We start from the raw sequence: 21,448 nt of genomic DNA on the forward strand, positions 1-21,448 counted from the left end.
CCACCACGAGGCCATGGTCCGCTGGTCCATGATCCGCATCACCAGCCGCCGACTCACCCAACACCAGTAGCTCGGAAACGGCTACTTAGAGTGGTTGTAGGTGGTCGTTGAGTGCTTCGGCGGGTGCCGTGCCGCCAAGGGGAGTGCGGGTCGGCGAAGTAGACCGGCAGCCCGGTCCGGACGGTGAATCGGGCGTGTGCGGACAGTTCCTTGCCGCGGTCCCGGGTCAACGACCGACGCAACTGCCCGGGAAGCGCGGTGACGGTCCTGGCGAGGGTGTCGGCCATCGTGATCGCGCAGCCGCTCGTCGGCCACGAGCTTGGCGACCTCGGGACGCCGGGCACGCCGTTCGATATGCCATTGGGCCGTCGATGCCTTGTACTCCACGTCGTATGTTCGTGTCGAGGCGTTGCGACGCAGTTCCCGCGAGGTCGTCGGGGCGTCGCGTCCGAGCCGCCGGGCGATCTCGCGCACGCCCAGGCCCCGGGCGCCCAACAGCGCGATGTCCTCGCGCTCGCTGAACGACAGGTAACGGCCGGAGACCGTTGTGGACAGTCGGGGGTTCACCCCGCCGGCGTGGCGGAACCACCGGTAACCGGCCGGAGCCGACACGCCGGCCACCTCCGACGCCTCGTCGGTCGGCACCCCGGGGGCCACCACCGCCCAGAACCGCACTCGATCCTCGCGCCAGGCGACCGTCGGGCGTCCCGGCGACGGTATCTGCCCGCGGTACGCCCGAACCTGTTCCTGCTTCGGCCCGGCCATCGTTTCACCTCTTGATCAGGGGTGTTGCGACGACCAGGTGAATCCGCCCTCGCCGCCGCGGTCGGAATGCGGGACCGTGCCACGGCACCGTTCGCCACGGACGGCCACCGCCGCCTCGGTGGCCTTGGTGACCATCCCGGCGCCGATGTGGTCAGCGACGCTGTAGCCGAGCACCTTGCGGGAATGGCCGTCCCGGGTCGCGCACAGGAACACGTCGCCCTCACCACAGGACAGGTACGTGATGTCGGTCAGCCACACCGCGTCCGGGCGATCCTGGTCGAACTCGCGCTCGACCGGATCCGGCGGGAACGACGCCGCCGCACCGGCGGTCGTCGTTCTCACCTCGAACGCACGTGGGCTGATGGCCTCGATCCCGGTTCCGGCCATGACCTCGGCGACGTTCTCGGCGCTGACCACTTCGCCCTGGTCCCGCAGCTCCGCGGTGACCCACAGGTCCCGTCGGACTCCCGGTGTACCTGGGCGAGGGCAACTCGGATGTCGTTCAGGTGAGCCGCCGGTGAGGACTCCTCGGGACGACCGTCGCTCTCACCGTGCCCGCGGAGGTCGTAGCGCGGCGACGTCACGCCTGTGTCAGCCAGACCGGCCGCCAGGCGCGTGAGGAAGCCGCCCTCCTCGCGCGTCGCGCCGCCGCCGTGAACCAGGACGACGGCGTGCTCAGCCGGGGCTTCGGGCAGCACCAGGGTGCCCTGGAGGGGCAGGCCGTCGAGGGTGTGGAGGCGGAGCGAGCTGGACGAGGTGGTCGTGACGGCTCCCGCGTGTCGGGAGAACGCCGGGTGATCCGCAGGATCACCGGGTGCGGCGTCCACGGGCGTGGCACCGGGTGCGGCGTCCACGGGCACGCCAGGCCGCCCACACCCCCAGCGGCACCAGCGCCACCGCCGACCACCACCACACCCCGCCGCCCCCCGGCGGACCCTCCTCCAGTGCCCGCGCCGGGTCGACCACGCCGAACCCGTACTCCGCGTCGCGGCCCGGCGGCCCGGCGTCCCGCGCGGTGGACGTCAGCAGCTCCACCACCTCGACGGCGTCCAGATCCGGGTGCTCCGCCCGCACCAGAGCCACCGCCCCGAACACCAGGGCCGCCGCGTAGCTGGTGCCGCTGCGCTCGCCGCGCGAGGTGGGCACGTCCACACCGGGCGCGGCCAGCACGACCTCCGGTCCGGACACGCTCACGTCCTCCCGGAACCGCCCCTCGCGGTCCACCGCGGACACGGCCACCACGTGCTCGCCGCGCGCCAACGCCGTGACCCCGGCGTCCGTCCCGGTGTTGCCCGCCGCGACCACCACGACCACGTCGTGCTCGGCGGCGTACAGCAGGCCCTCGTCGAACGAGCCGGTCCCGCCGCCGAGCGACAGGTTCACCACCCGCGCCCCGCGGTCGACCGCCCACGTCAGCGCCTCGGTGGCGTCCGCGCTGCCCCCGGTCACCTTCACCGGCAGCACCCGCGCGCCGGGGGCCACCCCCGACCGCCCCGCGATCAGCGCGGCGACGGACGTGCCGTGCCCCGAGGCGTCCCGGGCCCCGGAACCGAGGTCGGGGAACTCCGCCCCGGGCAGCACCGCCCCGGCGAGGTCGGCGTGGTCGGGGTCCACCCCGGTGTCCAGCACGGCCACGGTCACGCCGGACCCGTCCGTGTGCGCCCACGCCCGCTCCAGGCCCAGCTGCCCGACCCAGAACGCGACCGCCGCCAGGGCCGTGATCATCCGCGCGGCACCGGTCGCGCACGGGGCCGCGACGCGCGGGTCGCGTCCGGCACTGCGGAAGCCGGCTCCACGGCGTCGCCCCCCTGGCTGATCGTTTCGCGAAGCCGAGCGAACCGCACTTCCGGGGGAGGTGTCAAGGAACCGGCGTCACACCGTTGGGGGAAAAGGAAAAGCGCGTCCCGCCGGGCGGGACGGCCCCGAGGGCCACGGGGCCGCCATCACCCGCGGCGCGCGAAGAGGAACGCCTGCGGGGCTTCCCCCTCCGGGTCGAGCAGCAGCTGGGCCTCCACCTCGAAACCGGCCTCGCGCAGCCAGGTCGCCACCCGCTCGGGCCGGCGGCGGTGGACGTGGACCTTCATCGGGTGGCCGCCGTAACCCGCGGTCTTCAGCCGGGTCTCGTCGCCGACGTGGAACAGCAGGTGCAGCGGGCCGCCGGGCCGCAGCGCCCGGTGGAAGTGCCCGAACACGGTCGGCACCAGGTCGTCGGGCACGTGGATCAGCGACTGCCAGGCCACCAGGCCGGCCACCGAGGCGGCGGGCAGGTCCAGCTCCGTCATCGAGCCCACCTCGAACCGCAGGCCGGGGTGGGCGCGCCGGGCCACGTCGACCATGCCGGGGGAGAGGTCGATCCCGAAGGCGTCGAGCCCGAGCCCGCCCAGGTGGGCGGTGACCTCCCCGGAACCGCAGCCGACGTCGGCCACCGGTCCGCCGCCGGCCTCCCGCACGTCCTCGGCGAACAGCGCCAGGGCAGCCCGGAGGTACCGGCGCTCGGCGATGGCCCCGCGCACCTGGTCGGCGTAGGCGACCGCGACCGTGTCGTACGAGGCGCGGGTGTCGGCCAGCCAGTCGTCCACGAGCGGCACGGTAGTCCACGGGCCGGCGCCGACCGCGGTTCGGCGGCCCGTCCATCCCCCGATGGTGGACACCGGCGGTCCGGTCGTGCGGTATCCCCGCCCAACCCTTGCCCGCCCTTCCCCGGCGCCACCATCCTGTGTGCCGCCCGCGTCACCGACCGCGTACGGAGGGTTCGTGCCTCTCACCGACCTGCTCAAGGCCAAGATCAACCACGGCTTCGACCACCTGGACGTCGACGGGGACGGGTTCCTCGACGAACAGGACCACGTCCTGATGGGCAAGCGGGCGGCCGAGGCCCTCGGGCACGCGCCCGGGTCGCCGCAGGAGCAGCGCATCGTCGACGCCTACCTGAGGATCTGGCACGACCTGCACCTGCCGCACGTCCCCGGCGGCGGCACGACCATCTCGCGCGAGCGGTTCCTCGCCTCCACCGGCTCCCTCTCCGACGACCCGGGGGCCGCCCGGTCGACCATCGGCGCGCTGGCCGAGGCGTTCCTGGCCGTCGCCGACGTCGATGCCGACGGCAGCCTGAGCCCCGCCGAGTTCCTGGTCTTCCAGCGCGGCCACTTCCCCGGCCTGAGCGAGGCCGAGGCCGCCGAGGCGTTCGAGCACCTCGACGCGGACGGCGACGGCCGGCTGACCGCCGAGGAGTTCACGCGCGCGTGCGTGGAGTTCTGGTCGAGCACGGACCCGTCCGCGCCCGGCAACTGGTGGATGGGGCGCGTGGGGTGATCGCCGCGCCCGGTGCCGCCGACCGCTGATCCGGTGGGGCGACCCGGCGGCGCGTTCGCGACGGGTCGCCCCACCGGGGGATCAGGGGGTGCGCCGGGCGCCCGGGACCCGGGTGTCGAGGTACCGCGCCACGCGTTCGGCGTCGGCGTCGCGGCCCTGGTGCCGGTACAGCCGGAGCGCTTCCCGCCAGGCGGTGCGGGCCCGGTGGTGCCGGCCGAGGGCGGTGTGGGCCTGGCCGAGGTGGTCGAGGGTCTCGGCGGCGGTCTGGGTGGCACCCAGGTCGCGGAGCAGGGTGAGGGCCCGCCGGTAGTGGTCGACGGCCTCGTGGTGCCTGCCGGTCTGGTGGGCGATCCAGCCCAGGCTGTCCAGGGTCTCCGCCTCGCCGGCGGGTTCGTGGTGGCGCCGGTTGAGGTCGAGGGCGGCCAGGCAGTGCTCACGGGCGGTGTCGTGGTCGCCCAGGTGGGCGGCGTACCAGCCCGCCGCGTTGAGCGCGTCGGCCTCCCACACCGGGTGGCCGAGGGCGCGGTAGAGGTCCACGGCGTGCCGGGCGTGCTCCAGGGCCCGCGGGTGGTCGTGCCGCAGTGCCCAGGCCCGAGCCAGGTTGTTGTGGGTGTGGGCCTGTTCGCCGGGGTCGTCCGCGGCCAGGGTGAGGGCCCGCCCCAGGTGCTCGATGGCCTCCTCGTGCTGCCCCAGGTGGGCGTGCGCGACGCCGAGGCGCCGGTGGGCGAGGGCGCGGCTGCCGGGGTCGAGGTGGTCGGCGGCGGCCGCGGCCACCCGCCACACGGCCAGGTCGTCGTGGTGGTGCCCCCGCCGCTCGTGGAAGCTCTGCTGGGTCCAGGCCAGCCGCCACGCGGTCCGGTGCCGGTGGTGGGCGGCCGCGGTGCGCTGGGCGGCCAGCACGTGGAGGTGTTCGGCGTCCAGCCAGGCCAGCGCGGTCGGGTGGTCGGGCAGCGGGTGCGGGTGGGTGCCGGGCGTGGGCGGGTCGAGCCGGATCGGTCGGCGGTGCGGGCTCAGGACGCGGTCGGCGGTGTGGGCGGTGTGCAGGTAGAAGTCGACCACCCGGTCGAGCGCCGCCCGCCGCGCCGGCTCGGCCAGGGCGCGCGCGGAGGCGGCGGCGCAGTCGCGGATCAGGTCGTGCATCGCGTACCGGCCGCGGGGGTGTCGCTCGATCAGGGAGGCGTCCTCCAGCACCCTGAGCACCTCGCGCGTCCGCCTCGCCGACGAGCCGGTGAGGCTGGTCGCCGCCGGCAGACCGATGTCCGGGCCGGGGGCGGTGCCCAGCAGCGCGAACACCTCGCGCTGTTCGGCGGTCAGGCCGCGCAGGGACCAGGACAGCACGCCGGGCAGGCCGGCGGCGGGGTCGGTGTCGTGGTCGAGCAGCTCCAGGCCCAGCTCGCGCAGCTCGGCGGCGAGTTCGGCGAGGGGGACGGAGGGGTGGGCGCGGGCGTGCCGGGCCATGATCGACAGGGCCAGGGGGTAGCGCCCGCACAGCGCGATCAGCTCGTCGGCCGCGTCGGGTTCGGCGGCCGGGCGGGCCGGGCCCAGGCGGCGGACCAGCAGGTCCCGCGCCTCCTCGCGGGTGAGGACGTCCAGCCTCAGGTGGTGGGCGCCGTGGCGGTCGACCAGGGAGGCGAGCCGGGTGCGACCGGTGACGAGCACGGTGCAGGACGCGCCGCCGGGCAGCAGCGGGGCGACCTGCTCGCCGGTGGCGGCGTTGTCGAGCACGACCAGCACCCGCCTGTCCGCGACGAGGCTGCGGTACAGCGCCGACTTCGACGCCAGGTCGGTCGGGATGCCGCGGGGGGCCACCCCGAGGGCGGTGAGGAACCCGAACAGCGCGGCATCGGGGGTGACCGGGTCCTCGGCGGGGCTGAAGCCGTGCAGGTTGACGAACAACTGCCCGTCGGGGAACCGGTGGGCGTTGTGGTGCGCCCAGTGCAGGACCAGCCAGGTCTTGCCGATCCCGCCGGCGCCGCCGATGGCCGAGACCGCGACCGCCGCGCCCTCCGCCGCGCAGGCCCGGTCCAGCTCCGCCAACGGCCCGGCGCGCCCGGCGAACGAACGGGGCGAGGCGGGCAACTGCCGGGGCACCACCACCGCGGCCGGCGGGTGGACGTGCAGACCGCCGTGCACCACCCCGACCTGCGCCAGCACCCCGACCGCGGGCGCGGTGACCTCGTTGCGCACCACCGGCCCGCCGACCACGTCGGCGGGCTCGCCGCGGTCCTCCGGTCCGGGCGTCGCCGCTCACCTCCACCGCGTCCCGGACCGCGAGCCCCGGCGTCGACCCGCGCCGGCGGCCCACGGTCCCGTCCGCAGTGTCACCCCGGGCGCGCGGAACCCACGCCGCAGAAAGGGGATCACCCCGCGATCGGTCGAGGACCACCCGGTTGCGGGGTCCCGCGCACCGCAGGAGTGCGGTCACCTCAGGTCTGCGGCCACATGGAGTAGACGACGTCGTCCCCGTCCGAGCACACCACCTGCGGCAGCGCCGGTTCCGGCACCTGGTTGCACGTCATCGCGGCGACCACCAGCGGCGGCAGGCCGGGGGTCGGGTCGTGGCGCTCGGCGTAGTAGTCGACGAGGACGGCGGCCGCCCCGTCGCAGTCCAGGCGGCCGGACGGGGTCTCGACCACGACGGCCAGCATCGGTTTGCCCAGGGCGCCCGGGAACGGCTGGTCGCAGTAGCGGGCCGGGGCGCCCTCGTCGATCTCGGGCAGCTCCAGGGGTGTCGGCTCGGTGGTGCTCGTGGTCGTGGTCGTGGTTTCACCGGTCGTGGTCCTGACCGCGGCGCCTGAGCCCGTTGCGGTCGTGGCACAGCCCGTGACCAGGGCCAACAGCCCTGCCAGGAGGATCTTCACGCCCGGTCGGCGCGGGGCGCCGCCGGGGATGTCACAGTTCGTCGGGCCGGATCGTCCTGGTGATGACGGAATTCGCACGATCGTTGGGACGCGGGGATGAAGATCGCGGTTGCGGGTGGCACCGGAGTTGTCGGGCGCAAGGTCGTCGAGGAGGTCGCGCGGGCCGGGCACGAGGCCGTGGTGATCAGCCGGTCCACCGCCGACCTGACCACGGGGGAGGGCCTGGACGAGGCGCTGGCGGGGTGCGAGGCGGTGATCGACGTCTCCAACGGTCCGGCGTGGACGCGCGAGGAGGCGGAGCGGTTCTTCACCTCGGCCACCACCCACCTGCTCGACTCGGCCGAACGCGCGGGCGTGCGGCACCTGGTGGTGCTGTCGATCGTGGGCGCCGACGAGGTCGACCTGGACTACTACTTCGGCAAGCGCCGCCAGGAGGCCCTGGTCGCGGCCGGCCGGGTGCCGTGGACGGTGCTGAAGGCCACGCAGTTCTTCGAGTTCGCCGGGCAGGTGCTGGCGCAGGCGAGCGGGCCGGTGGCGCGGGTGCCCGCCATGCTGTCGCAGCCGGTGGCCACCGAGGACGTCGCGGTCCGGCTGGTCGAGCTGGCCGCCGGTGAGCCGCGGGGGTTCGTGCCGCCCATCGCCGGGCCCGAGCGGCTGCGGGTGGTGGACATGGCCCGGCAGTTGGTCGCCCGGCGCGGCGACGACCTGCGGGTGGAGGAGGCCGAGGGCGGGCCCGCCGGGCTGGCCACCGGCGGTCTGACCCCCCGGGGCGAGTACACCGGGGGCGGGCGGACCTGGGCCGAGTACCTGGACTCGGTGGGGGCGTGAGCCGCGTCGCCGAGCTGGCCGCCGAGTACACCCGCGTGCGGCCCCGGCTGGTCGGGGTCGCCTACTCCATCGTCGGCACCCTGGCCGAGGCGCAGGACGTCGTCTCGGACTGCTGGCTGAAGCTCGCCGACGCCGACGCGCGGGAGCGCGTCCTCGACGTGGAGGCGTGGGCGGTCGTGGCGGTGGCCCGGCGGGCGGTGGACGTGCTGAGGTCGGCGCGCGTGCGGCGGGAGGAGTACGTCGGGCCGTGGCTGCCCGAACCGCTGGTCGACCCCGGCTCGCCCGACCCGGCCGAGCGCGTGACCCTGGACGACACCGTGAGCTACGCGCTGATGGTCGTGCTGGAGACGCTCACCCCGGCCGAGCGCACCACGTGGGTCCTGCACGAGGTCTTCGGCATGTCGTTCCCGGAGATCGCCGCGGTGGTGGGGCGCAGTCCCGCCGCCGTGCGGCAGCTGGCGGTGCGGGCCAGGGCGCACGTCACGGCCGGCGCGCCCCGCGTGGACGTGGCCGCGCCCGAGCACCGCCGGGTGGTGGACGCCTTCCTCGGCGCGGTCGAGGGCGGCGACCTGGCCGCGCTGGTCGGCCTGCTGGACCCGGACGTGGTGCTCACCAGCGACGGCGGCGGCCTGCTCGGTGTGGCGCGCCGCCCGGTGCACGGGCCCGACCACGTGGCGCGCTTCGTGCTCGGCGTGCGCCGCAAGGTCGCCGCCGACGAGCGCCTGGTGCCGCTGGCGGTCAACGGCGGTCCGGGGTTCGCCGTGCTGCGGGCGGACGGCACGACGCGCTTCGTCTGCTCGATCACCGCCGTCGGCGACCGGGTGCGGCGGGTGGACATCGTCGTGGCGCCCGCCAAGCTGCCCCGGGCGCGGTAGTGGCCGGTGCCGGTGAGCATCGGCCCGTGCTCACCGGCCCGTGCTCACCGGCCCGTGCTCACCGGCCCGTGCTCACCGGCCCGTGCTCACCGGCCCGCGCGACCCACCCCCGCCCGCGCCACCGGCCCGTCGAACCCCGCCACCCGCGGCGACCGCTCCGCCGTCGGCGGCGTGCACGCCGCCACCCGCGGCTCCGCGACCGCCGACACCTCCGGCCCGTTCCACCCCTGGGTGCTCATCCCCCGACAGCGAGTTGCCGATCGGGGGCCGGGCCGCAGACCGACTAGGGTGGGGTGCTGGCTCCGCACGGCTACGTAGGGACCGCACCGCCATGCCGCACCAAGGCGCTCCGCGCGCTCCCGTCCGCGTGGTCCTGGTCGAGGACCACCACCTGGTGGCCGAGGTGATCCGGCTGGCCTGGGAGGACTCCGACGAGGTCGAGGTGGTCTCGACCGCCGGGTCCGTGACCGACGCCCTGGCCGACGTCCGGCGGCACCGCCCCGACGTGGTGCTGCTCGACCGCCGCCTGCCCGACGGCGACGGCCTCCGGGCGGTGTCGAGCTTCGTCGAGTTCGGGGCCCGGGTGCTGGTGCTGACCGGCGAGGCGACCGTGTCGGCGGCCTCCCGGGTGGCGGAGTCCGGCGCGTCCGGCCTGGTGCTCAAGTCCTCCCGGCTCGACGAGCTGACCGAAGCGGTGCGGCGGGTGGCGGAGGGCGAGGTCGTGTTCGACGGCGGCCTGCTCGCCGGGGTGCTGGACAGGCTCACCGGCAGGTCGGCCCCGCCGGGCGTGGCGCTCACCACCCGGGAGCGCGAGGCGTTGTCCCTGCTCGCGGAGGGTGCGAGCACCGAGGAGATGGGCGAGCGCATGGGCGTGGCGCGCAACACCGTGCGCAACCACGTCCAGCGGGTGCTGGAGAAGCTGGGCGCCAGGTCGAAGCTGGAGGCGGTGGCCATCGCCCGCCGTGACGGCCTGCTCGACTGATGCTCCTGCACCAGTTGACCGGGTGCCGCTGCGTCTGGGCGGACTGGTGCCCGTGCGGCACGGTGTCCTCGTGGACGTTTCGGTGACGAACCCGGTGGCGGAGTTCAGCGCCCCGCTGGGCCGGGGAGGGGCGGCGCTGGCCCGCGACTTCGTCCGCAGGACCCTCGCCGACTGGGGCTACCGGGGCGACCACGACGACGCCGTGCTGGTGGTCTCCGAACTGGTCACCAACACGCTGCGGCACGCCTCGGGCGTCCCGCTGCTCCGGCTGGTCGGCGCCGCGCGCGGGCTGCGGATCGAGGTCGCGGACAGCAGCCCCGCGCTGCCCAGGTCGCGTCCCCCCGGCTCCTCCGGGGGCTGGGGCGTGCCCCTGGTCCAGCGGCTGACGGCGTGCTGGGGCACCGAGCCCCGGCCCGGTGGCAAGGTCGTCTGGTGCGAGATGCCCGCCGTGGCGTCTTGAGCGTCGCCACCCCACCCCGGGCGGCGTGGCCGGTGCGGTCGGTGGGCCCGGTGGTGGACAGTGTCGTCATGACCGCGGACCCGCCCCACCCCCTGGACCCCTACGAGCGGCCCCCGGTCGAGGACTACCGCCTGCTCGTCGAGAGCGTGGTGGACTACGCGATCTTCATGCTCGACCCGCTGGGCCGGGTGGTGAGCTGGAACCCGGGCGCGGAGCGCATCAAGGGCTACCTGGCCGAGGAGATCGTCGGCCGGCACTTCTCGGTGTTCTACCCGGCCGAGTCCCTGGCCACGCGCAAGCCCTGGCACGAGCTGGAGGTGGCCGGCGAGGTCGGCCGGTTCGAGGACGAGGGCTGGCGGTTGCGCAAGGACGGCTCGCGGTTCTGGGCCAACGTGGTGATCACCGCCCTGTTCGACGACCAGGGCCGGCTGCGCGGGTTCGCCAAGGTCACCCGGGACCTGACCGAGCGGCGGCGGTCCGAGCAGGCGCTGCGCGAGCAGCGCAGGCTGGTCGGCCACCTGGTGGAGGCCCAGGAGCTGGAGCGCCGCCGCATCGCCTGGGACGTGCACGACGACTCGATCCAGGCCATGGTCGCGGTCGGCATGAGGCTCCAGCTGCTGGCCGGCCGCTTGCCCGCCGAGCACGCCGCCGTGGTCCACCGGCTGGACGAGACGGTCCGGGAGACCATCGGCCGCCTGCGCGGCCTGGTGTTCCGGCTGCGGCCCCCGGAGCTCGACCGGTACGGCCTGGCCGAGGCGCTGGACCACTACCTCGCCGACGCGACCGGCTCGTGGGGGATCGACTACCGGCTGCGGCACGCGCTGGACCACGAACCGCCCGCCGACACGGCGATCACGATCTTCCGCATCTGCCAGGAGGCGGTCAACAACGTGCGCAAGCACGCGCGGGCGACCACCGTCGAGATCAACCTGTCCTCCGCCGACGAGGGCACGCTGGTCGAGATCTCCGACGACGGCGTCGGGGTCGGGCGGCTGTCCGACCCCAACGCCCTGGAGCACTTCGGCACCATCGAGATGCGCGAGCGGGCCGAGACGGCGGGCGGCTGGTGGTCGCTGACCGACCGCCCCGGCGGTGGCGCGGTGGTGCGGTTCTGGGTACCGACGACGGTGGAGGCCGAGCGGTGACGCCCGCCAAGCTCAGCGTGGTCATCTCCGACGACGACGCCATGATCCGCGACGCGCTGCGCGAGGTCCTGGACGCCGAACCGGACCTGGAGGTGGTCGGGGTCGCCGCCGACGCCGACGAGGCCATCGACCTGACCAGGCGGCACGTCCCCGCGGTCGTGGTCCTCGACGTCCGGATGCCCGGCGGCGGCGGGGGCCGCGCCGCCCGGGAGATCCGCAGGCTGGCGCCGGGCACCGGCATCCTGGCGCTCTCGGCTCACGCCGACCTGGCCGCCGTGGAGGACATCCGGGCGGCCGGGGTCACCGAGTACATCGTCAAGGGCGCGCCCAACCGTGACATAGTGGCTGCTGTGCGACGCCTCGGCACTGGTAGAACGTCGGGGGAACACCGCAGCCCACAGCGGGAGACGCCGTGACCGAGCCCGTCGAGCCGCCACCGTTCGACCTCGACGTGCGCGTCGGTCGCGCGGGCGACGCTCATGTTGTCGCTCTTTCGGGTGAACTTGATGTGGACAGCGCGCCGCCTGTCCACGCCGCCGTGGACGACGCACTCAGGGCCGGGCCGCCGCTGCTGGTCCTCGACCTGAGCGAGGTGGTGTTCTTCGGCTCGCCGGGCCTGTCGCTGTTGTTGGGGGCCCACGAGCGGGCGCTCGGGGCGGGCGGGGCGGTCGCCGTCGTGGCCGACCGCAGGCCCGTGCTGCGGCCGCTGGAGGTCACCGGCGTCACGGCGGTGCTCGACATCTACGCCTCCCGGGCCGAGGCGCTGGACGCGCTGGGCTCGGTCGTCCAGCGAACCGGCAGCCCCGCCACGGGCGACGCCACCACGGCCGACCCCGCCACGGGCGGCCCCACCGCCGATCCCACCCCGACCACCGACCCCGGCGCGTAGCGGGGAACTCCCGGGGTGGCCCGGCTCACGGCGGTGAGGCCCGGCACACGGGGCCGCTCGTCGTGCGGGTTCGTCGGTCCTGCTCGGACACTGGAGGGGTGACCGCACCACCGCTGATCTCGCCCACCCGCATCTACGTGGAGCCCGCCGCCGCCGCACTGCCCCGCGGGCGCGCGGTGCTCGACCGCTTCCCCGACGCCGAGCTGGTCGAGGTGGCGAGCCACTGGCAGATCCCCGAGCTGCACGGCGACGAGGCGAACGCGCGCCGCTGGGTGCGCATCAAGCGGGAGGCGCTCGTGCTCGGCGTGAAGAAGTCGCTCAGCGCCCGGCCCAACGGCCGCTCCGCCCACTTCATCGCCCCGTCCACGGCCAACGGCTGCGCGATGGCGTGCGCCTACTGCTACGTGCCCCGGCGCAAGGGCTACTCCAACCCGATCACGGTGTTCGCCAACATCGAGCAGATCACCGGTTACCTGGCCAGGCACGTGGCGCGCCAGGGCCCCCTGACCGAACCGGACCAGGTCGACGACCACGCGTGGGTCTACGACATCGGGGAGAACTCGGACTGCGCGGTCGACGCGCTGGTCAGCGACAACGTGCGCGACCTGGTGGAGCTGTTCCGCGACCTGCCCACGGCCAAGGCGTCGTTCGCGACCAAGCACGTCAACCGCGACCTGCTCGACTGGGACCCGCGCGGCCGCACCCGCGTGCGCTTCTCCCTGATGCCCGAGCGCACCGCCAAGCTGCTCGACATCCGCACCAGTCCCGTGGCCGAGCGCCTGGCCGCACTGGACGACTTCCGCGCCGCGGGCTACGAGGTCCACGTCAACCTCAGCCCGGTCGTGGTGCACGACGGCTGGCTGGACGACTGGCGCGAGCTGCTGGAGGCGCTGGGCGACGCCGCCTCGCCGGAGACCCGGGCGCAGCTGGCCGCCGAGGTGATCATGCTGACGCACAACCGGGCGCTGCACGAGGTGAACCTGCGCTGGCACCCGAAGGCGGAGGAGCTGCTGTGGCGGCCCGACCTCCAGGAGGTCAAGCGCAGCGAGGGCGGCGGGGTCAACGTGCGGTACCGGGCGGGTCTCAAGCGGGGGCTGCTCGACGAGCTGCTCGCGCTGATCGACCGGCACGCCCCGTACCTGCGGGTGCGCTACGCCTTCTGACCGGACGGGGAGGCCGGCGCCGCGCCGCGCCGACCCGGACCACGTCCTCGTGGATCAGCCGATCTGCTCGCAGTCCTCCGCGACGATCCCGTTCTCCCGGTACGGCGCGCCGTGCCAACACTCGTACGCGTTCTCGGAGTCGCGCACGACGAACATGTCGTTGATCTCCTCGAACGGGGCCGGATCGCAGTGGTTCGCGGCGATCCGGTCGCTCTGCTCGCGGATCTCGTCGCAGTAGAACTCGGCCGCTCGCGCGACGGAGGGCGCCTCGACCGCTGCGCCGGCCGTGCCGGCCACCGTGCCCGTCGCGGCACCGGCGGCGAGCAGAACGGCCCCGAGGATCAGTCCTCGCATGTCATGTCTCCTTCATCGGTGAATCGAACTGCACCGCCACAGCACCACGACGGGACCACCGCCGCGACACGGCGCACACCACCGGGCGAAGACGCCCACCCGACCGAGGCACACCCCGCGCCGGGCCGGACACCGCGCCTTACGGTGCCCCGCCACCCGGTCCCCGCCGCGGTGCGGATTCAGACCACCCCTCCCGCGATTCCGTTGTCCACACAACGTTGTTCAGCGCCGGGGGCACGGACCCGAACAGCGGCCGGGACCCCAACGTCGAACCGGTTCCTCCCGATGTCGGACGAAATCAGGAGACAACCGTGTCGCACCCTCGAACACGTCGGCGCGCCGCCCGCGCGGCGACCGCCCTCGTGGTGGTCCTCTTGACGGGCAGCACCGCCGCCACCTCCACCACCACCCCGTCCACCACCACCGGCGGCCCGACCACGACGGTCACCCTGGTCACGGGTGACCGGGTGGTGCTCGACCGCGGCCGCGTCGTGGTGGTCCGGCCGGGCGCGGGGCGCGGGGGCGTGTCGTTCCACGCGTTCCACCGCGCGGACCACGTGCACGTGGTCCCGGGCGACGCCGCCCGGCCGCTGGCCCAGGACCGGCTGGACCCCCGGCTGTTCGACGTCACCGGTCTGGTGGAGGCGGGCTACGACGACGCCCGCCGCGACAGCGTGCCGCTCATCGTGGCCCGCGGGGACGACTTCACCGCCACCGCGGTGCCGAAGACCGGGACGCCGAAGACCGGGACGCCGAAGACCGGGGCGGTCTCGGCGTTCCAGGGGCTGCTCACCGACCCGGGCGTGCGGAAGGTCTGGCTGGACGGCGTGCGCCGGGTCCTCCTGGACCGCTCCACCGCCCAGGTCGGCGCGCCCGCCGCGTGGGCCGCGGGCCACACCGGCGCGGGCGTGCGGGTCGCCGTGCTGGACACCGGTGTGGACGGCGACCACCCGGACCTGGCGGGTCGGGAGGTCGCGGAGCGCAACTTCAGCGCCGAGCCGGACGCGGTCGACCGGGCCGGTCACGGCACGCACGTCGCCGCCACCATCGCGGGCGGGGGCGCGAGGTACCGGGGCGTCGCGCCGGACGCCCGGGTACTCGACGGCAAGGTGTGCGAGGCGAGCGGCGGCTGCCGGGAGTCCGCGATCCTGGCGGGCATGGAGTGGGCGGTCGAGCAGGGCGCCGACGTGGTGAACCTGAGCCTCGGCTACCAGGACAGCCCCGGCGTCGACCCGCTGGAGGAGACCGTCAACGCGCTGTCCGCCCGGACCGGCGCCCTGTTCGTGGTCGCCGCGGGCAACGCCGGCCCGTCGCCGGGCTGGACGGGGCCTACTCGGGCGCCGTCGTGGCGACCGGCGGCGACGAGCCGCTGCGCACGCCGGTGGCGGTGGACCGGGAGGCGGAGAGCCACGACACCACCTTCGCGCACCTCGACCGGTCCGGTGGGCCCGAGGACGAGTACCGCACCTACGTCATCGGCCTGTCCAACCAGCGCACCGCCACCCTCTCCGCCGGCCGCGACACCGTCCGGCTGCCCGCGGGGAGCTACTTCGTCATGTCCGAGCTCAGGACCGACAGCCAGCTCAGCCTGCTGGTCCGACCCGACCTGGCGGTCACCGCGACGAGCACGGTCACCCTGGACGCCAGGGTGGCGGAACCACTGCGCGTCACCGCGCCGGACCCGGCCGCCGAACCCCTCCTCGGCTCGGTGCGGCTCTCCCGGCGCCTCGGCGGCCGGCCGGGCGACCTCACCGGGATCGTCGCCATCTACCCGGGCGGCTTCCCGGCGGGCACGACCATCGGGTACGTCGGCCCGGAGCTGTCCGAGGACGAGGTGAGCAGCGTGATCGGCGCGGAGTTCGCCGCGTCCCCGGTGGACTCCGCGCCGGTGCGCCACCGGTTCGCCTGGGAGGTGCCCGGCCACGTCCCCACCGGGTTCGAGCGGGCGCCCGCGGCCCGCGACCTCGCGCGCGTCCGCACCTCGTTCGGCCCGGCGCCGCCCGGGAAGGTCCACCTCCACGGCCTGGCCATGGACGACTCCTCCGGCATCGGCGGCATCTCCTGGCTGACCGCGGTGCCGCCGTCCGGCACCGCGATCGACTACGTCACCACCGACGGCAACCCGTGGCGGCGGGCGTTCTTCCAGGACGGCGAGGTGCTCAGCGAGACCGGCCTGTTCTCCGGCGCGGAGCGCTACCGGGCCGGCCGGACCTACGACCGGTCGTCGAACCACCCGGTCTTCGGACCCGCGCTGCCGCCGGCGCGCTACCCGTACCTGTCCCGGGCCGGTGACCTGGTCGACATCGGCCTGCCGCTGTTCGGCGACGGCCAGGGGAACCGGGGCTTCTCGCTGACCTCGTCCGCGCGCACCGCGCTGTACCGCGACGGCGAGCTGGTGGGGGAGTCGGACGACCACACCTTCGCCACGTTCCCGGTGCCGCCGGGCCCGGCCGACTAACGGTTGGAGGTCGGCGCGGACCGCGCGCCCGGCATCTCGGAGTTCGCCACGCGGGTGGGGTTGAGCTGGACGTTCCGCTCCGGCACGGTGCCGGGTAACGGCTACCGGGCGCTGCCGCTGTCGGTGGTCCGCTTCACGCCGCGCCTGGACGCGTCCGGGGCGGCGCCCGCCGGCGGGGTCCTGCGCGTGCCGCTGGTGGTGGACCGGCAGGAGGGCCCGGACCGGGTCGACCCGCGGCGGTTCCGGGTGGAGGTGTCCTTCGACGACGGCGGGCGGTGGACCCCGGTCCCGGTGGCCGGCTCCACCGCGCTGGTCCGCAACGGCGCGGCGAAGGGCGCGTACGCCTCGCTGCGGGTGGGGGCGACCGACGGCCGGGGCCACGAGCTGCGGCAGACCGTGATCCGCGCGTACCGGCTCGGCTGAGGGCGCGAGGGGGCCGCCACCGCCGCGGCCCCCTCGTCACCGGTGCGGCGGCGGTCCCCGCGCCGGGCCGGGGCCCTCACCGGTGCGGCGGCCCCTCCACCAGGCCGGGGTCCTCCCCGGTCTCCACCAGTCTCCGGGCCAGGTCGCGCAGCTTGGTGTTGCGGCGCTGCGAGGTGGTCACGAGGTGGTCGAACGCCGCCTGGTCGGTCAACCGGTGCCGCTCCATGAGGATGCCGACCGCCTGGCCGATGACCTGGTGGCTGCGCACCGCCTGGCGCAGCTGCCGCTCCACGTCGGCGTGCTCGGCGGCCCGCCCGGCCCGGTCCAGGGCGGTGGCCAGGTTCGCGGCCAGCACGTCGGCCAGGGTGCGCTCGTCCGCCCCGACCACGCGCGGTCGGGGGAAGGTGACCCAGAACCGCCGCCCGCCGGCTTCGAGCAGCAGTCCGGGCACGGGGGAGCGGCTCGGCGCGGTGGGCACCGCGATGTCCGCCCCCAGCGGCACCACCTCGCCGCCGAACACCTCGCCCAGGCCGGCGATGACGGTCTCCAGCAGCTTGCCCGGGTCCAGCAGCGAGGCGAGCCGGCCGGCCATGTCCACGGCGGTGGCGCGCCGGGCCCGCGCGTCGTGGTCCCGGGTGACGTCGCGGACCGTGCCGACCACCAGCTCCCGGTGCTCGCGCTCGTCGGCCACGGTGCCCGTGGTCACCACGACCCGCGCCACGCCGCCGTCCCGCCGGCGGAACTCCACCTCGTCGGTCGGCCGCGCGGGCTCCCTCCCGCCGGGCAGCCAGGGCAGCGGCGGCGAATAAGGCGCGTCGGCCGGGCCCCAGCCGGTGATGCGCTCGAACGCGTCGTTGACCTCCAGCACCACCCCGAACGCGTCGGCGATGAACACCCCGTCGTGCAAGGCGCCCACCACGGCGGTCCGCCACGCGGCGTCCCGGGTGCGCTCGGTGGCGCGCGCGAGGTTCGACCGCAGCCGGGCCACCAGGTCCACCGAGGAGAACGGCTTGACCAGGTAGTCGTCCGCGCCCGCGGCCAGCCCCTCGGCGGCGGCCTCCTCGCCCGCGCGGGCGGACAGCAGCACCACCGGCAGGTGCCGCGTCGCGGGGTCGGCGCGCAGCTCGCGCAGCAGCCCGAAACCGTCCAGGCGCGGCATCATCACGTCGGCCAGCACCAGGTCGGGCGGCCTGCGGCGGACCCGGTCGAGCGCGTCCTCGCCGTCACCGGACAGCTCCACCGCGAAGTGCCCGGCGAGCAGGTCGCGCAGGTAGTCGCGCAGGTCGGCGTTGTCCTCGGCGACCAGCAGCCGCGGCCGGTCCCGGTCGGCGGCCGGCGGCGCGCCGGCGGGGGCGGTCCAGGTCAGCGCCTCCTGGAGGTAGGGCGCGACGGCCTCGCCCGCGTCGGGGGGCGCGTCGGGGTGCGCGGCGGCGGGCGCGCCCTCGCCGTAGGGCAGCAGGACGGTGAACACCGAGCCGCGACCGGGTTCGGACTCGACCCGGACCGAGCCGCCCATCAGGTCCAGCAGCTGCGCGACCATCGCCAGGCCGATGCCGCTGCCCTCGTGCGAGCGGCCGTGCGCGCCGCGCACCCGGTGGAACCGCTCGAACAGCCGGGGCAGCTCCTCGGCCGGGATGCCCACGCCGGTGTCGGCGACGGTCAGCCGCACGTGCCCGTCCCCGTCGCGCAGCTCCAGCCGGACGCTCCCGGCGAGCGTGTACTTCACCGCGTTGGACAGCAGGTTGAGCACGACCCGGTCCCACATGTCCCGGTCCACGCGCACCGGTCGCGGCAGCCGCGGGCAGTGCGCGGTGAACGCGAGGCCGACCCGCTCCGCGGCGGGCGCGAAGTTGACCGCCAGGTCGCGGGTCGCCGCGGCCAGGTCGACCGCCGCCGGTTCCGGTCGCAGCCGGCCGCCCTCGACGCGGGCGAAGTCGAGCACCCCGTTGACCAGGCGGCGCAGCCGCTCGGCGTTGCGCCCCACCAGCTCCAACCGGGCCCGCTGCACGGCGGGCAGGGGGTGCTCGGCATCGGCGAGGGCGTCCTGGACGGGACCGGTGATCAGGGTCAGCGGGGTGCGCAGCTCGTGGCTGACGTTGGCGAAGAACGCGGTCTTGGCGGCGTCCAGCTCGGCCAGGGCCTGGGCGCGGCGGCGCTGCGCCTCGTAGGCGCGGGCGCCGCTGATCGCGGTGCCGACGTGGCCCGCGATCAGGTCCGCGAACGAGCGGTAGTCGGCGTCGAACGGCCTGCGCTCGCTCAACCCCACCACCAGCACCGCGCTCGGCCCCGCCGCGCCGGGCTCGACCACCGGCGTCGCGCGCACCCGGTCGAGCACCCGCGTCCGCCCGGTGGCGGCGACGTCGGCGACCAGCTCGGCCACCTCGCCCGCCTCGGCCACCCCGCCCACCCCGCCCACCGGTCCGGTGGACGCCGCCCGGCGCGGACCCGTCTCGTCGACCAGGTGGATCTCGGCGAACCGGACGTCCTCGGGGTGCCTGCCGAGCACCGCGGCGGCCCGCACGCACGCCTCGTCGACGTCGGTGGTGTCCACCAGCTCGGCGGCCAGCGCGCCGAGCGTGGCCAGCCGGCGGGCCCCGACGACCTCCTGGGTGGTCTCGGTGACCACGCAGAACACGCCACCGGTGGCGCCGGTCTCGTCCGCGATCGGGCTGTAGGAGAACGTGAAGTAGCACTCCTCCAGGAACCCGTTGCGGTCCAGCGGGAGCAGCTCGTCCCGGGACCAGGTCGCGCCGCGGCCCGCCAGCACGTCGTGCAGCATCGGGCCGATGACGGGCCAGATCTCCGGCCACACCACCTCGGCCGGCGCGCCCAGCGCCGCCGGGTGCTTGGAGGTGCCCAGGATCGGCCGGTAGGCGTCGTTGTAGATCATCACCAGGTCCGGGCCCCACAGCAGCACGAGGGGGAACCGGGAGGACAGGCAGACGTCGACGGCCGTGCGCAGGCTCTGCGGCCACCCGCCCCTCGGTCCGAGCGGACCGGCCGCCCAGTCGAAGTCGCGGACCAGCCGTCTCGCCTCGCCGCCCGCGGCCGGGACGCCGCGCGCCCGGTCGGGGCCACCCGGTGCCGTCACCAGCGAGCCTCCTCAACCCCTTGTCACCGCAAGCACAAGGTATAGGGCAGGAGGGTGGGGGCCGCATGGTGAACCGGGGAACCGGACCACCGGTCCTCGACGGGTTCCACGGCAGGTCCGGAGCGCGGGTACGAGCGTGGGTGCCGCCAGGAGGGGGACACCCGGCCCGGGGTCGCGCCCCCGGGCCGGGTGCTGCTCAGAACGCCTGGTTGGCGAAACCGCGCCGGGCCGCCGCGGACAGGAACGACTGCCACGCCGCGCTGCTGGAGTGCGGGTCGCCGGTGACGCCCAGCCGCGACCTGGCGGTGGTGAACGCGCTCTGCGTCTTCGGGCCCCAGATGCCGTCCACGACCAGGCCGGAGCTCATGAAGTTGTTGCACAGCGCCTGGACGAACTTGGTGTCGCTCTCCGACCCGGTCACGCAGCGGACCGGCAGCCCGCCGAAGTCGGAGTGGATGTGGTCCTCGTGGGCGGCGTTGTACCAGCCGTCCAGGGCGAACCGGAACCGCCGCCGGCACACCGCGTCCACCGCCAGGTACCGGCGGCGCGTGGCCAGGGTGCCGGAGGCGTGCTCGCGGTCCAGCGGCGAGCAGGTCTGGCCGCCGCTCCACCGCACGTGGTCGAGGTCCATCGCGGTGCCCGCGCCGTGCTCGCCGGGCTTGTTGACGTAGAAGCCCGCCGACACCAGGTAGGTGATGCTGCCGTAGGCCGACGACAGGGACCGCAGGTCCCGCATCCACAGCACCAGGGTGTCGTAGAACCCCTGGGTCACCTGCCAGTTGCGCAGGGTGGTGTTGCCGCGGCCGGACCGCCAGTAGTAGACGGGGGTGCCGTCGATGCGCTGGAAGGTGATCATCGGGTCGCCTCCGCGGTGATCAGGCGGCCACCGGCCAGCCAGGCCGAGCGGGCGCCCACGACGCCCAGCGCCTTCGCGTCCGCGGGCACGGCGGGCTGCCGCTGACCCGCGTCGAGCACACCGGTCAGCGGCGTGGCCTCGACCAGTTCGTTGCCGACCCAGTGCACGCCGCCGCCGAGCGGGGCCAGGGCGCGCACCGCGACCCCGTCCAGCCGGGGCCGGGCGGTCCAGGAGACGCCGTCGCGCGAGGTGTGCAGGACGGTGCCGGCCTGGTCGACCGCCGCCGCCACCCAGCCGTCGGCGGTGCGGGCGACCGCCGTGGCGGCGAGGCCGTCGGTCCACTCCAGACCGCGCACGGGCACGGTCGCCCAGCCGGACCCGGTGCGGCGGGCCGCGATGCGGACCACGGAGGCCCGCTCGGTCTTGACCACCGAGCCGAGCGCCAGCCCGCCGCCGACGGCGGTGAACTCCGAGCGCACGCCGTGCAGGCGGCGCGCCTCGCGCCAGGTGGCGCCGTCGGTGGACTCCCAGATCGCGGCGGTCGGGTCGGCGCCGGCGAGCGAGCCGACGGCGACCAGCCGGTCACCGTCGGCGGCCACGTCCACCAGGGCCGCGCTGCCGAGGCCCCGGGTGATGCGCACCGAGCCGCGCTCGTCGAGCAGCACCCACTGGCCGTCGGTCCACGTGAGGAGGTAGGGGTTTCCGTCGGGGGCGAGCAGGGCGCCCGCGGTCTTGCCCGGCGCGGCGGCTGCCGCCGTCGCGTGGGCCGGTACTGCGGTGACGAGTGCCGCTGTCGCGGCGGCACCCAGCACGAACGTTCGCCGATCGAGCACGTCAGTCCTTTCGGGGCAGGGGGAAGTGCTGACGTGGCACAGGGCCGGTTGGAAGATTTCCAACCCTGAGTATTGGGTTGGGTACGGGGGAGGGCAATGGACCGTTCCGCCCAATACGTCCACGGAAAAGGGGTGACGTGAACGCGGGAGCGG

Annotated in this window: 24 protein-coding genes and 1 pseudogene; 11 read left to right on the plus strand and 14 right to left on the minus strand. The window is 75.3% G+C overall.

Annotation, left to right across the window (positions count from 1 at the left end):
* Positions 1 to 288 precede the first annotated feature (288 nt).
* The 5 genes and pseudogenes from ACFP3R_RS00005 to ACFP3R_RS00025 form a co-directional block, all read right to left on the minus strand.
* A pseudogene (locus ACFP3R_RS00005) lies at positions 289 to 765 on the minus strand (helix-turn-helix domain-containing protein); the annotation flags it as partial.
* 15 nt (positions 766 to 780) lie between these two features.
* Complete coding sequence (locus ACFP3R_RS00010) at positions 781 to 1,182, minus strand: DDE-type integrase/transposase/recombinase (RefSeq protein WP_380631460.1); 402 nt, start codon at positions 1,180 to 1,182, stop codon at positions 781 to 783.
* Positions 1,104 to 1,625, minus strand: coding sequence for an alpha/beta hydrolase (locus ACFP3R_RS00015; RefSeq protein WP_380631461.1), 522 nt, complete (start codon positions 1,623 to 1,625; stop codon positions 1,104 to 1,106). The genes ACFP3R_RS00010 and ACFP3R_RS00015 overlap by 79 nt, the downstream gene beginning before the upstream one ends.
* The gene (locus ACFP3R_RS00020; protein ID WP_380631462.1) at positions 1,573 to 2,490 is read right to left on the minus strand and encodes a S8 family serine peptidase; all 918 of its coding nucleotides are present in this window, start codon (positions 2,488 to 2,490) and stop codon (positions 1,573 to 1,575) included. The genes ACFP3R_RS00015 and ACFP3R_RS00020 overlap by 53 nt, the downstream gene beginning before the upstream one ends.
* Before the next feature lie 218 nt (positions 2,491 to 2,708).
* Positions 2,709 to 3,353 (minus strand): class I SAM-dependent DNA methyltransferase, encoded by a 645-nt coding sequence (locus tag ACFP3R_RS00025; RefSeq protein WP_380631464.1) that lies wholly within the window; start codon positions 3,351 to 3,353, stop codon positions 2,709 to 2,711.
* Between the two features lie 166 nt (positions 3,354 to 3,519).
* Between ACFP3R_RS00025 and ACFP3R_RS00030 the strand changes: the two genes are divergently transcribed.
* Positions 3,520 to 4,077, plus strand: coding sequence for an EF-hand domain-containing protein (locus ACFP3R_RS00030; RefSeq protein ID WP_380631465.1), 558 nt, complete (start codon positions 3,520 to 3,522; stop codon positions 4,075 to 4,077).
* Between the two features lie 81 nt (positions 4,078 to 4,158).
* On the opposite strand, the gene ACFP3R_RS00035 is transcribed toward ACFP3R_RS00030, so the two are convergent.
* Both ACFP3R_RS00035 and ACFP3R_RS00040 read right to left on the minus strand, forming a co-directional pair.
* Entirely contained in the window at positions 4,159 to 6,282 is a 2,124-nt protein-coding gene (locus tag ACFP3R_RS00035) for an ATP-binding protein (protein WP_380631466.1), read from the minus strand.
* A 221-nt stretch (positions 6,283 to 6,503) separates the two neighbouring features.
* On the minus strand, positions 6,504 to 6,938 hold the full coding sequence (locus ACFP3R_RS00040) for a hypothetical protein (protein ID WP_380631467.1): 435 nt from the start codon (positions 6,936 to 6,938) through the stop codon (positions 6,504 to 6,506).
* A gap of 96 nt (positions 6,939 to 7,034) precedes the next feature.
* Between ACFP3R_RS00040 and ACFP3R_RS00045 the strand changes: the two genes are divergently transcribed.
* A complete protein-coding gene (locus ACFP3R_RS00045) occupies positions 7,035 to 7,766 on the plus strand; it encodes an SDR family oxidoreductase (protein ID WP_380631468.1) in 732 nt (243 codons plus the stop codon).
* Entirely contained in the window at positions 7,763 to 8,641 is an 879-nt protein-coding gene (gene sigJ / locus ACFP3R_RS00050; protein ID WP_380631469.1) for an RNA polymerase sigma factor SigJ, read from the plus strand. Before ACFP3R_RS00045 ends, sigJ begins: the two co-directional genes overlap by 4 nt.
* 86 nt (positions 8,642 to 8,727) lie before the next feature.
* On the opposite strand, the gene ACFP3R_RS00055 is transcribed toward sigJ, so the two are convergent.
* Entirely contained in the window at positions 8,728 to 8,880 is a 153-nt protein-coding gene (locus ACFP3R_RS00055) for a hypothetical protein (protein WP_380631470.1), read from the minus strand.
* A 92-nt stretch (positions 8,881 to 8,972) separates the two neighbouring features.
* Between ACFP3R_RS00055 and ACFP3R_RS00060 the strand changes: the two genes are divergently transcribed.
* The 6 genes from ACFP3R_RS00060 (at position 8,973) to ACFP3R_RS00085 (ending at position 13,280) form a co-directional block, all read left to right on the plus strand.
* A complete protein-coding gene (locus ACFP3R_RS00060; RefSeq protein ID WP_380631471.1) occupies positions 8,973 to 9,623 on the plus strand; it encodes a response regulator transcription factor in 651 nt (216 codons plus the stop codon).
* Between the two features lie 70 nt (positions 9,624 to 9,693).
* Positions 9,694 to 10,083 (plus strand): ATP-binding protein, encoded by a 390-nt coding sequence (locus ACFP3R_RS00065; RefSeq protein WP_380631472.1) that lies wholly within the window; start codon positions 9,694 to 9,696, stop codon positions 10,081 to 10,083.
* Positions 10,084 to 10,151: 68 nt separating this feature from the next.
* Positions 10,152 to 11,228 (plus strand): PAS domain-containing sensor histidine kinase, encoded by a 1,077-nt coding sequence (locus tag ACFP3R_RS00070; protein WP_380631473.1) that lies wholly within the window; start codon positions 10,152 to 10,154, stop codon positions 11,226 to 11,228.
* The gene (locus ACFP3R_RS00075) at positions 11,225 to 11,644 is read left to right on the plus strand and encodes a response regulator (protein ID WP_380631474.1); all 420 of its coding nucleotides are present in this window, start codon (positions 11,225 to 11,227) and stop codon (positions 11,642 to 11,644) included. Before ACFP3R_RS00070 ends, ACFP3R_RS00075 begins: the two co-directional genes overlap by 4 nt.
* Positions 11,641 to 12,117: an STAS domain-containing protein gene (locus tag ACFP3R_RS00080; RefSeq protein ID WP_380631476.1), complete on the plus strand. Its 477-nt coding sequence runs from the start codon at positions 11,641 to 11,643 to the stop codon at positions 12,115 to 12,117. Before ACFP3R_RS00075 ends, ACFP3R_RS00080 begins: the two co-directional genes overlap by 4 nt.
* A 98-nt stretch (positions 12,118 to 12,215) precedes the next feature.
* Entirely contained in the window at positions 12,216 to 13,280 is a 1,065-nt protein-coding gene (locus ACFP3R_RS00085; RefSeq protein WP_380631478.1) for a spore photoproduct lyase family protein, read from the plus strand.
* A gap of 54 nt (positions 13,281 to 13,334) precedes the next feature.
* Here ACFP3R_RS00085 and ACFP3R_RS00090 read toward each other — a convergent pair whose 3' ends face one another.
* The 3 genes from ACFP3R_RS00090 to ACFP3R_RS00100 form a co-directional block, all read right to left on the minus strand.
* The gene (locus ACFP3R_RS00090) at positions 13,335 to 13,634 is read right to left on the minus strand and encodes a hypothetical protein (protein ID WP_380631480.1); all 300 of its coding nucleotides are present in this window, start codon (positions 13,632 to 13,634) and stop codon (positions 13,335 to 13,337) included.
* A gap of 298 nt (positions 13,635 to 13,932) precedes the next feature.
* Positions 13,933 to 14,091: a hypothetical protein gene (locus tag ACFP3R_RS00095; protein ID WP_380632129.1), complete on the minus strand. Its 159-nt coding sequence runs from the start codon at positions 14,089 to 14,091 to the stop codon at positions 13,933 to 13,935.
* A gap of 192 nt (positions 14,092 to 14,283) precedes the next feature.
* Complete coding sequence (locus ACFP3R_RS00100) at positions 14,284 to 14,565, minus strand: hypothetical protein (RefSeq protein ID WP_380632130.1); 282 nt, start codon at positions 14,563 to 14,565, stop codon at positions 14,284 to 14,286.
* 4 nt (positions 14,566 to 14,569) lie between these two features.
* On the opposite strand from ACFP3R_RS00100, the gene ACFP3R_RS00105 reads away from it, so the two are divergent.
* Entirely contained in the window at positions 14,570 to 15,472 is a 903-nt protein-coding gene (locus tag ACFP3R_RS00105) for a S8 family serine peptidase (protein WP_380632113.1), read from the plus strand.
* Positions 15,473 to 16,095: 623 nt separating this feature from the next.
* Entirely contained in the window at positions 16,096 to 16,515 is a 420-nt protein-coding gene (locus ACFP3R_RS00110) for a hypothetical protein (protein ID WP_380631481.1), read from the plus strand.
* 76 nt (positions 16,516 to 16,591) lie between these two features.
* On the opposite strand, the gene ACFP3R_RS00115 is transcribed toward ACFP3R_RS00110, so the two are convergent.
* The 3 genes from ACFP3R_RS00115 to ACFP3R_RS00125 form a co-directional block, all read right to left on the minus strand.
* Positions 16,592 to 19,606, minus strand: a complete 3,015-nt coding sequence (locus ACFP3R_RS00115) for an ATP-binding protein (protein WP_380631483.1) — start codon at positions 19,604 to 19,606, stop codon at positions 16,592 to 16,594.
* A 196-nt stretch (positions 19,607 to 19,802) separates the two neighbouring features.
* Positions 19,803 to 20,462 (minus strand): extensin family protein, encoded by a 660-nt coding sequence (locus ACFP3R_RS00120; RefSeq protein ID WP_380631484.1) that lies wholly within the window; start codon positions 20,460 to 20,462, stop codon positions 19,803 to 19,805.
* Positions 20,459 to 21,295, minus strand: coding sequence for a hypothetical protein (locus tag ACFP3R_RS00125; RefSeq protein WP_380631486.1), 837 nt, complete (start codon positions 21,293 to 21,295; stop codon positions 20,459 to 20,461). The genes ACFP3R_RS00120 and ACFP3R_RS00125 overlap by 4 nt, the downstream gene beginning before the upstream one ends.
* Between the last annotated feature and the right edge of the window lie 153 nt (positions 21,296 to 21,448).

Origin of the sequence: Saccharothrix lopnurensis (assembly GCF_042658445.1) — a bacterium.
Classification (GTDB): Bacteria; Actinomycetota; Actinomycetes; order Mycobacteriales; family Pseudonocardiaceae; genus Actinosynnema; species Actinosynnema lopnurensis.